Origin of the sequence: Bacteroides caecigallinarum (assembly GCF_016902295.1) — a bacterium.
Taxonomy (GTDB): domain Bacteria; phylum Bacteroidota; class Bacteroidia; order Bacteroidales; family Bacteroidaceae; genus Phocaeicola; species Phocaeicola caecigallinarum_A.
On the sequence record NZ_JACJLQ010000039.1, the window covers coordinates 20685 to 31040 of the forward strand.

A 10356-nucleotide genomic window follows, 5' to 3' on the forward strand; every position below is an offset into this window, starting at 1 on the left:
TTGTTATTAAAATTATTCTATTTTTGATATTATCGTCTTGTCTTTTTCAAGTTGTTCTATCAACTCTTCCATTGAGGCAAACTTTATCTCCTGTCTTATTCTGCTGATAAACTCAATCCTTAAAGGATGATGATATATATCACCGCTGAAGTCGATTATATGTACTTCGATGCTTATGTTGCTGCCATTGTTCAGGGTAGGGCGGTTGCCTATGTTCAGCATCCCTTTGTAAACTGTATTGTCTATTGGTACTCGTACTGCATAAACTCCGTTCTCCGGTATTAGTTTTTCCGGACATGAAGGAATGATATTTGCAGTAGGGAAGCCGATTTTCCGTCCTATCTTGTGTCCGTCAGTCACTGTACCGTCAATATAGTAGTTATATCCCAGGAAGCGGTTTGCCGTAACCACATCGCCACATTTAAGCAGTTTTCTTATGGCGGACGAACTGATGAAAGTGTCTGTGATGCCGCATTTCAGAGGCTCTGCCTTTATTACCGACATTCCAAGCTCCTGTCCGTAGCGGCAATAATCCTCGAATGTTTCTGTACGGTTATGCCCGAAACGATGGTCATAGCCAATAACCAAAGCACGGACGTTGTATCTGCTGTACAGAAGTTCCATAAACTCGCGCGCAGTAAGTCGTGACAATTCCTTAGTGAAAGGGAGGACTATGCAGTAATCGGCATCAAGAGAACTTATGAGTGAAGTCTTTTGAGCAGGACACGATAACAGTTCCGGCATATAGTCTGCCTGCATTACCTGACGCGGATGTACAGGAAATGTGATAAGGGCACCCTTCAGACCTTTCTCATCGGCAATGTCGCGAACCTGTTTTACCAGGTAACGGTGTCCGGTGTGTACTCCGTCGAAGCATCCTATTGTTGCCGCGCATGGCTGTATGTCGGTTTTATCGTATTCTTCTATAAACTTCATTTTTGTTATTTGAAAATCAGCGAGAGGTCTTCTCCCGGAATGTAATGTACGGCATTTATACCTACCGATTGTGCTGCGTCGCAGTTCACCTTTGAGTCGTCGATGAACATTGTTTCTTCTGCCTTGATTCCTGCCTCAGACAGTGCCTTCTGATAAATTGCGGTGTCCGGTTTGGCAAGGTGCATTTCATGCGAGAGGAATACTTTCTTGAAGAAATCATCTATACCCAAGCCCTTATAGCTGAATACTTCCGGCGCTACATTATCCCAATGTATGGCGTTCGTATTGCTAAGTATATACAGGTTGTATTTATCCTTCAGCCTGCAAAGCAGTTCAAGTTTTTCTTCAGGAACTCTTTCAATCATAGTGTTCCATATACGGTCGAGTTCCGCGTCCGGAATATTCCTGCCTGCCCTGCTGCGCAACTCATTACGCAATTCCTCGTCAGAAATTTTGCCAAGCTCGTATTCAAGGAAGAATCCCGCTTTGTGCGTACCTGTAATTTCATTTTCCTTGAAGCTGATGCCTACGGCATTGCATTCGGTGAGAAATCTGTCTAAGGTGACGTCGATAAGAACGCCACCCCAGTCGAATATTATATTTTTGATTTTTGAATCCATATTTTAAAACCTTGTCAATTATCTTTTGGCTCCCATTCTCTTTATACCTCTCCAGATTTCGCCAATCCAAAGTACAATAGAAGTTCCGCCTATAATATAAACCCATTCCATGAGTGGAAGTGGCTCCGTACGGAATACTTTACCGCCGAAAGTTACTATCAGGAACTGGCCGACAAGGATTATCAGTGCCACACTGAGCATACCAAGCGCATGTCCGGCATCTTTGAAGATAGAGTGGTTTGTTCCGAATACGCTGGCATTGAACAGATTCCAGAACTGGAGCATCACAAACATGGTGAAGAATATTGTCAGGTTATGAACATCCATTCCTGCGGCAGAATTGTTCATATAAGCCATTATACCCAATAATACGGCAAGGAAACATGCTCCGGTTATGAAAATATTGCTTTGCATAGCCTTGCTGATGATGAAATCGGTACGCTTGCGGGGCTTTTCGTTCATAACGTCCATGCTTGGAGAGATGGAAGCCAGAGCCATGGCGGCAAATGTATCCATAATCAGGTTCACCCAAAGCATCTGTGTTACGGTGAGCGGAAGGGCGGAACCGAAGAATGCTCCGAGGAGGACGCTAAGCAATGCCACTACATTGATGGTAAGCTGGAACACGATGAAACGCTGAATGTTCTTGTAGAGCGAACGTCCCCACATTACGGCTGTTGCTATACTGTGGAATGAATCGTCGAGCAGAGTGATGTCGCTGGCTTCTTTAGCTACAGATGTACCTGTACCCATAGACAGACCTACCTGGGCATGGTTCAAGGCTGGAGCATCGTTTGTTCCGTCGCCCGTAACTGCCACTACCGCACCCTTTTGCTGTAGCAACTGTACCAGACGCTGCTTGTCCATAGGACGCGCACGGCTCATCACCTTGATGTCAAGAACTCTTTCGAGAGCCTCTTCGTCGCTCAATGCGGCAAAGTCGGTACCTGTGATACGGTTGCGCTCGGTATCGTGTTCAGTCCACAAACCAATCTGACGGGCAATTTCAGTGGCTGTTCCCGGAGTGTCGCCTGTTACAATCTTCACGCTGATACCAGCCGACTGGCATTTCTTGACAGCGTCTGGCACGTCAGGACGTATAGGGTCGCTGATTGCGAATATTCCGAGGAATGTCATACCGCCTTCAGCCACAAGCTCGGCACAGTCTTCCGGTTTTCCCTCAGGGATGATTCTGTATGCAAGTCCAAGAGTACGCATAGCCTTATTCTGGTAGGCAAGAAGCTGTTCGTTGTAAGCCTTGATTTTGTCGTTGCTTAATGAACATTTTGACATTACTATTTCAGGCGCACCTTTTATATATAGGACACGTTTGTTCATTACTGGTGAGTCAACGAGTGTAGCCATATATTTTCTCTCTGTAGAGAAAGTAAGCTGATTCACTGTATGAGCATTTTCGCGCAGTGAGATATAGTTGGCACCCTTTCCGTTGAGCCACAAAAGCAAGGCAACCTCTGTAGGATTACCCACACCCGACGGTTTTTCTCCTTCAGCTTTCTCTTCAAGAAAAGCGGTAGAGTTTACGGCAATGCTTTCTGCCACAAGTTCAGGATTTGATTCGTCCACCTGTGCTTCGTGCACCTGCATAAGGTTCTGAGTCAGAGTACCGGTCTTGTCTGTACAAATCACAGTGATGGCACCCATGGTTTCGCATGCATGCATCTTGCGTACAAGGTTGTTGGTCTTCAGCATACGGCGCATGTTCAGTGCAAGACTCAGTGTCACACTCATAGGAAGTCCTTCCGGTACAGCCACAACAATCAGCGTTACAGCCATCATGAAGTATTTCAGTACAATCTGAGCCACTTCAAGCCACTGTTCCCAGGTCTCTACTGTATTGGCCGTGAAATATGCATAAAGGTCTTTACCTGTGAAAATCACGAAAGTGAGTATGGCAATAGTGAAACCTACCTTACCAATCAGGTTGGCAAGTTTCTCCAGCTGTATGTTTAGTGGAGTCTTTTCGTCGCTCTGTTCTGTAGACTGGCGGGCCACCTTACCGATTTCTGTAGCGTCACCCACACGGTCAACTTTCATCGTTCCGTGTCCGTCGGTAACGGTAGTACCGCGCATTACGGCATTCGACGGATATGTAGCCTCGTCGTCAAAATGTTCAGGGTCGGTAGTCTTGTTTACCATAAGCTCACCGGTAAGGCTCGCCTCGTTCACCTGTAGTGAAACAGCTTCTACCAGTGTTCCGTCGGCAGGAATCTCGTCACCTGTGTTCAGAATCACGATATCACCCACGACGATTTCTTTTCTTGGAATTTCTTTTACCTTACCGTTTCGTATTACGGTGACAGGGGTTTCCTCGCCAACGGCATTCAGAAGGTCGAACTTCTTGTTGGCATCATATTCAAAGTAGAATCCGATACCTGTAGCCAGAAAAATAGCGAAGAAGATACCTATAGTTTCGGCATATTCATTCTCTATAATCGATATGATAAGTGAAAAAACGGCAGCCACCAGAAGAACTCTGATGACAGGGTCTTGGAATTTTTCAAGATAAAGTTTCCAGATAGACGGACGTTTTGGAGGAGTAAGCAAGTTTTCCCCATATTTCTGACGGCTGGCAATTACCTCCTGGTCAGTAAGTCCGTGCAGATGATTTTCATTCATTTTCTGTGACATGTCTTTAATTTTTAATCGATTAATCGCTGCAAAAATACAACAATATATCCGAAGTTAATGTGTGGTAAGTTTAAAAACTTCTTAATCCGTAATGTGTGTTCATGGATTTGCCTTAAAATAAACCTCTGGGATGGGTAATAAAAATATATTTTGTGCTGAATAAATCTATAAATATAGACTGTGTTTTTATAAATACAACTTGTATTTATAAAGATATAAGTTGTATCTATATAAATATAGCTTGTATTTATAAAATATGAATAGTAATTTTTGTTTTTCCTTTCTTGCGTTTTGCTTTTATTTCTCATGCGAAATTTATTATTCTCCAGCCGTTATATTTCATTGCTTGACATATTAAGCGTACGTTGTAGAATAAAAAGTTTCATTTTTTTTCTTCAAAAGTTTGCAGAATAAAAATTAAACGCTACCTTTGCATCGCAATCGAAAATAAAGCGATTACCGGACTTGTAGCTCAGTTGGTTAGAGCAACAGACTCATAATCTGGAGGTCCCAGGTTCAAGCCCTGGCTGGTCCACGAAGAAAATCAGGCAGTTACGAATTTCGTAGCTGCTTTTTTTATGCGCTTGCGTAAACAATGCGTAAACAAACTGTTTGAGTTAGAGTTTCCTTTGCTATGAATCTCTATAATATGCTATGAAAATATATTTATTATATTCAGTTAATTACATTTCAAATATTTACAGTAAATACCTCTTCTAAAATCATTTATGTGGAGTACTATTTAAATTCCGATTTATTCTTTATTTTTGTATCAATATAATTTATTTGACTATAAAATGTATAAGATATTAACTCCCAATCAATCTGTTTTAAAAGCTTATCTTAAAGAAAGTGTTTCATTGAATGAGTTGCAGGCTTTTAGAAATGCAATGCAGACTTTATTCATGCGAATAAACCCTTCAGAAAGCGAGGAATTTAATAAAAACTTAGTAATAGACTTTTTAAGTCAGAGTTTATATAAGGGTAACAGTTATATGGTTAATACATACTATAGAACTGATCTTGCTATATACTCTAATGTGAATTTGCATAATGGACATCCTATGGTCCTTTTTGAATTTAAAGGACCGTCACGTCCAGATATGGTTTCTATAAATGATTTAAAGAAAAAATCATTATATGAATTGGTTTTATATTACATAAGAGAAGAAATTCAAAAAAAGAACACTGATGTTAAACATTTAATTATAACCAACTGTTGGGAATATTTCATTTTTGAGAAAAAACTTTTTTATCAGTTATTTGCTAAAGATAGAAAGTTTGTACAAAATATTTTGAATGCTGATACAGGTGGAGATAATACTGATTATATTTATAATGCTATTATTAAACCTAAAGTTGAAGAAATAGAATCCAAATTACAGTTTACATATTTGGACTTAAAGCGTTTTGAAAAAAATATTGGTAGTGAAGATATTTTAAATAATAAATATTTCGTTTCGGCATATAAGCTGTTTTCACCTGTACATTTATTAAAACAGCCATTTAAGTCAGATCATAACACATTAAATAAAAATTTCTACAAAGAATTACTCTATATTATGGGAGTTGAAGAGATTGTAGATAAAGAAACGCATAAAATTATCCGTTTGAAAGAAAATAAACAGGATTATTCTCTATTGGAACAGACTTATGCAAAGTTGGAAGATTATTCTAGTGTGACTGATGAAGAAAAACGTTTTGAAACTGCATTAGGACTTGTTTTGATATGGGTAAATAGGGTATTGTTCCTGAAGCTTTTGGAATCCCAATTAAAGTCATTTAATATAGATACAGATGTTAAATTTCTGAATACAGAACATATAAACGATTACGACGGTTTGAATGATTTGTTTTTTAAGGTTTTGGCCAAACCCTTAAAGGAACGTTCAAAAGAACTTGATATGCAATTCCCTAACGTACCTTATCTTAATAGTTCCCTTTTCGAAATGTCAAAAATAGAAGAAACTTATTTTGCTGTCAGTGGTATTCGTTTGGGGGAAATGGAAATATATAAACAAACTGTATTAAAAGATGATAAGGGTAGAAAAAGAACAGGAAAAATAAAGACTTTGGATTACTTTCTGTCTTTTTTGGACGCCTATGATTTTGGCGCTGAACATTCATCGGAAAATTCATTGATACATGAAAATAGTAAGACCCTGATAAATGCATCTGTATTAGGACTTATATTTGAAAAGATTAATGGATATAAAGATGGTTCTTTCTTTACTCCTGGATATATAACACAATATATTTGCCATAAAACATTGCGTAGAGCAGTCGTTGACAAATTTAATAAGTTGAAAGGTTGGAATTGTGCTGATTTTGAAGATTTAAAAGATAGAATAGAATACGGACAGCGAGAAGTTAGAATTGAAGCCAATCAAATAATTAATTCGATTAAGATCTGTGACCCAGCAGTAGGTAGTGGGCACTTTTTGGTTTCTGCATTAAATGAACTGATTGCAATTAAAAGTGAACTCGGTGTTTTACAGGACAGGCAAGAACAGCCTAAACGAATAAAAGATTATGATGTACGTGTAGAACAGGATGAGCTAGTAATTTCCGATGAGGATGGTGATTACTTTAAATATAATCCATCCGATACTACAAGCCAGCGTATTCAAGAAGCATTGTTTGAAGAAAAGCAAGAAATAATAGAAAACTGTTTATTCGGTGTAGACTTAAACCCTAAAAGTGTAGAAATTTGCAGGTTGCGTCTTTGGATAGAGTTGTTAAAAAACGCATACTACTATCGTAATGAAGATGGAAAGCGTGTGTTGCAGACACTTCCTAACATTGATATCAATATTAAATGTGGAAACTCTTTGGCATCAAATCATCCTGTGTGCATTGGCCGGAAAGTTAATAATATAGATGGAGCTCAGGCTTCAATACGAGATTATAAATGGTATGTAAGAGAGTATAAACGCTGCCGGTCAAAAGCACTCAAAAGAAAAGTAAATGATAATATTACGTTAATTAAAAGTAAATTATTGCCAACAAGACAATACAATCTGTTTGAGGAAAATATATCTGCTAATTTTAGGGATGAATATAATATTAAAAAGCAAACGCTTGAATGGATGATAGAATTCCCTGAAGTTTTGAGTGATGACGGTACATTTGAAGGATTTGATGTAATAATTGGGAATCCACCATACATTAATTTAGAAAAATTGAAGGTCGATTCCTCTATTTATGCAAGTATGCATAGAATCGATGAAAAAGGTATTACCCAGAAAACTTACCAAACTCATGATTCTCAAGGGGATTTATATACATTATTTATTGAAAGAGGATTACATCTATTACGAAATGGAGGTCATTTGTCATATATTGTTCCCAATAAATGGGAAAAGGTGAAGTATGGGCGTCCATTACGTGAATTGTTTTTGAATAAAAATCTTTATCAGTTAATCGATTTTGGGAATAATCAGATTTTTGAAGATGCAACTACTTATACTTGCATTATTCGTATGAAGAAAGAACAGAATCGAGGAACTTTGAGTCATTCTCTTCTTAATATAATTAATCCCGAGACTTTAGTTGACAGTATAGAAGAGTGTAATGAAGTATTTGAAACTAGTTTAATTGATAATGGTATTTGGACTATTTCCAGCAGATATAGTTTCGATATGATAAGTAAATGTAAGAAACAAATGTCAACCTTAGGTAAATATGTGGGAGGAGAATCTTATAGAGGAATCTTGACTGGTTTGTCAAGTGCTTTTATTTTGTCAAAAGTAGAAGCAGATCAAATAATAAACAAAGATGTCACTTCAAAAAAAGTACTTCGTCCTTTTTTACAGGGACGTGGATTGAAATCATATGTACAAGCAATTCCTGGCTCATTTCTTATTTTTATCCCCAAAGGATTTACAGCACAGGGCATGAGAATTAATAGAGATATAGAACCATTACCAGCTGAAGAAAAAGCTTGGGAATGGTTTAAAAATAGTTACCCAGCGATATCAGAAAGACTTGAACCTTTCAAAAATAAGGCAAAGAAGAGAACTGATAAAGGTGATTATTGGTGGGAGCTTAGAGCTTGTGCATATTATGATAAATTTGCAGAACCGAAAATATTTTATCAAAAGTTTCAAGTGAAGCCGTGTTTTATTTATGATGAAAATAATATATTTTTTAATGATTCCATGTGGTTCCTGTCTGTTTCAGATAAATCATTATTAGCTTTACTTTGTTCACGTATAGGTTGGTGGCTTATATCAGAATATTGCCCACGTATTCAGAACGGTTACCAATTGATTTGGGATAATTTTATGCAAATACCGATACCACAACAACTTCCGGATATATTGAATAGATATGCGGAAAAAATGATGTCTGCTATTAGTAATGAAGATGAAAGTCGTGTCATTGCACAAGAGATAGATCAGGAAGTATGTAAACTGTATGGTGTTGATTTAAGTATGATTTAATTAAAGGAATATGCAATTTAAAGATTTATTTCATGAAATAAATAAGGTAAAAGAGGATTTTTCCTACAAAAATTCTAATATCGTCACAAGATTAAATGCTCTTTTTAGAGTATTGAAAGAAAAGGTGAAAGATGAAAAGATTGAAACCTCGACATTGGAAGATATATGCAATAGTTTAATAAAGATTGTCAACTTGTCATTATCAGGAAGGAGAAATGAGGCTTTTAACTTATTATATACTACATATTTTAAAGATGATAGTATATCTAGATTGGATATAAAAGATTATAAAACTGGGAAAAAAGCATTTTATAGAATGAGGAATTCTCAAGAATATGTTCAGTATGAGAAAAATGAGATGTATCATATTCCATTTGACAAGAACTATTTAGTAGGTAATGAAAGATTTAGCATAACAGGTTTCCCTACATTATATTTATCATCATCAATTTATGGATGTTGGGAAGAAACTGGACGGGGAAATCTTGAATATGCTAACGTTGCTTTATTCAAGAATACACAAAACATAAGATTAATCAGTTTGATAGCTCCGTCTAGTAAAGCAACAGTACAAAATAACAATATTTTATTAGCTTTTCCGTTATTACTGGCTTCTTCGTTAGAAGTTGTCCATCCTAAAGAGAAATTCATTCCTGAATATATTGTTCCACAGTTATTGATGGAATGTCTAATTGAATATCGAAACCAGAATGTAACAACAGATATATTAGGAATTGAATATAAATCTGTACATAAGAATAAAAGAGATTTAATGTTTAATGAAAGTGATAAAATAGATATCTTTATCAATTATGCTATACCACCGTTTGATTATAAATCTGAAGGAGGTATATGTCCTAAATTAATGGAAATTTTTGAATATTGGAATTCTGTATCATGGGCAAAGCTTCAATATCAAAGGCCAAATGCTTTTATAAACATTGTAGAAAATGGTCAAAAAAGATATAGTGTTAGTAGATTTGGACTTATGGAAAAATATTTAAACATGAGAGATCCTAAAATGCTAACATATCATTCATCTATAATAGGCGGTATTACAGGAGGAGCTTTAACTTATTAATGTTAATAGTTTTTTTACAATGGTGAACTGGCCTAATAGAAAGCAATAGTGATAATATTGCTGAAAACGGTTGATATCCGTTCACCCAAAACGGTGATATCCGTTCACTTTTCATACTCTTTACCTATGGCGATGCAAATTTATTGATTTTCGTCTGTAACGTTGCAGTTTTGATGTCTTTTTTGACGTAAACTGCTGCCTTGTAGCTCGAAGCGCACACTTGTGTGTACCAGCCTGTCTAATATTGCATCAGCTGCAGTCGTGTTGCCTTTCATCACATCGTACCAGTTAGCAACCGGCAGTTGTGATATGATGATCGTAGCTTTTTGTCCATGGCGGTCTTCTATAATCTCCATAAAGTCAAGCAACTGTTGTCCGTCAAGAACTTTCATTCCGAAGTCGTCCAGTATAAGCAGGTCAGTCTGTGCCAGCTTGGCGAAGAAACGATGCAGAGTACTGGATATGCGGGCAAGGCTTATTTCCTCGAAGAGCCTGTACAGGTTATAATAAGCAACTTTATATCCGTTCATGCAGGCCTGATGACCAAACGCTGTACCCAACCAGCTTTTACCTGTACCGGAAGCTCCCGTAATAAGTATGGACACCCCGTTTTTCACATAGTCAC

General features: G+C 37.3%; 6 protein-coding genes and 1 tRNA gene. 3 read left to right on the plus strand and 4 right to left on the minus strand.

Annotated elements, in window-relative coordinates; genetic code table 11:
* Positions 1-12: 12 nt before the first annotated feature.
* Genes H6A27_RS11855 through H6A27_RS11865 form a run of 3 tightly spaced genes read right to left on the minus strand, consistent with a single transcriptional unit; the run spans position 13 to position 4205 of the window.
* Positions 13-936, minus strand: a complete 924-nt coding sequence (locus H6A27_RS11855) for a bifunctional riboflavin kinase/FAD synthetase (protein ID WP_204508819.1) — start codon at positions 934-936, stop codon at positions 13-15.
* 5 nt (positions 937-941) lie between these two features.
* Positions 942-1556, minus strand: coding sequence for an HAD family hydrolase (locus tag H6A27_RS11860; protein WP_204508820.1), 615 nt, complete (start codon positions 1554-1556; stop codon positions 942-944).
* A gap of 18 nt (positions 1557-1574) precedes the next feature.
* Positions 1575-4205, minus strand: a complete 2631-nt coding sequence (locus tag H6A27_RS11865) for a calcium-translocating P-type ATPase, PMCA-type (protein ID WP_204508821.1) — start codon at positions 4203-4205, stop codon at positions 1575-1577.
* 461 nt (positions 4206-4666) lie between these two features.
* Here H6A27_RS11865 and H6A27_RS11870 point away from each other — a divergent pair.
* The 3 genes from H6A27_RS11870 to H6A27_RS11880 all read left to right on the plus strand — a co-directional run bounded on the left by H6A27_RS11870 (position 4667) and on the right by H6A27_RS11880 (position 9731).
* Positions 4667-4740, plus strand: a tRNA-Ile gene (locus H6A27_RS11870).
* Between the two features lie 262 nt (positions 4741-5002).
* Positions 5003-8650, plus strand: a complete 3648-nt coding sequence (locus H6A27_RS11875; RefSeq protein WP_204508822.1) for a type IIG restriction enzyme/methyltransferase — start codon at positions 5003-5005, stop codon at positions 8648-8650.
* A gap of 10 nt (positions 8651-8660) precedes the next feature.
* Positions 8661-9731, plus strand: a complete 1071-nt coding sequence (locus H6A27_RS11880; protein WP_204508823.1) for an RES domain-containing protein — start codon at positions 8661-8663, stop codon at positions 9729-9731.
* A gap of 140 nt (positions 9732-9871) precedes the next feature.
* Here H6A27_RS11880 and H6A27_RS11885 read toward each other — a convergent pair.
* The coding region (locus tag H6A27_RS11885) for an ATP-binding protein (RefSeq protein ID WP_204508824.1) at positions 9872-10356 on the minus strand (485 nt) is incomplete at its 5' end.

Excerpts from the sequence above, each read along its gene's own strand:
- H6A27_RS11855 (WP_204508819.1), bottom strand. The coding sequence starts at position 936 with ATGAAGTTTATAGAAGAATACGATAAAACCGACATACAGCCATGCGCG.
- H6A27_RS11875 (WP_204508822.1), top strand. The coding sequence starts at position 5,003 with ATGTATAAGATATTAACTCCCAATCAATCTGTTTTAAAAGCTTATCTT.
- H6A27_RS11880 (WP_204508823.1), top strand. The coding sequence starts at position 8,661 with ATGCAATTTAAAGATTTATTTCATGAAATAAATAAGGTAAAAGAGGAT.
- H6A27_RS11865 (WP_204508821.1), bottom strand. The coding sequence starts at position 4,205 with ATGTCACAGAAAATGAATGAAAATCATCTGCACGGACTTACTGACCAG.
- H6A27_RS11860 (WP_204508820.1), bottom strand. The coding sequence starts at position 1,556 with ATGGATTCAAAAATCAAAAATATAATATTCGACTGGGGTGGCGTTCTT.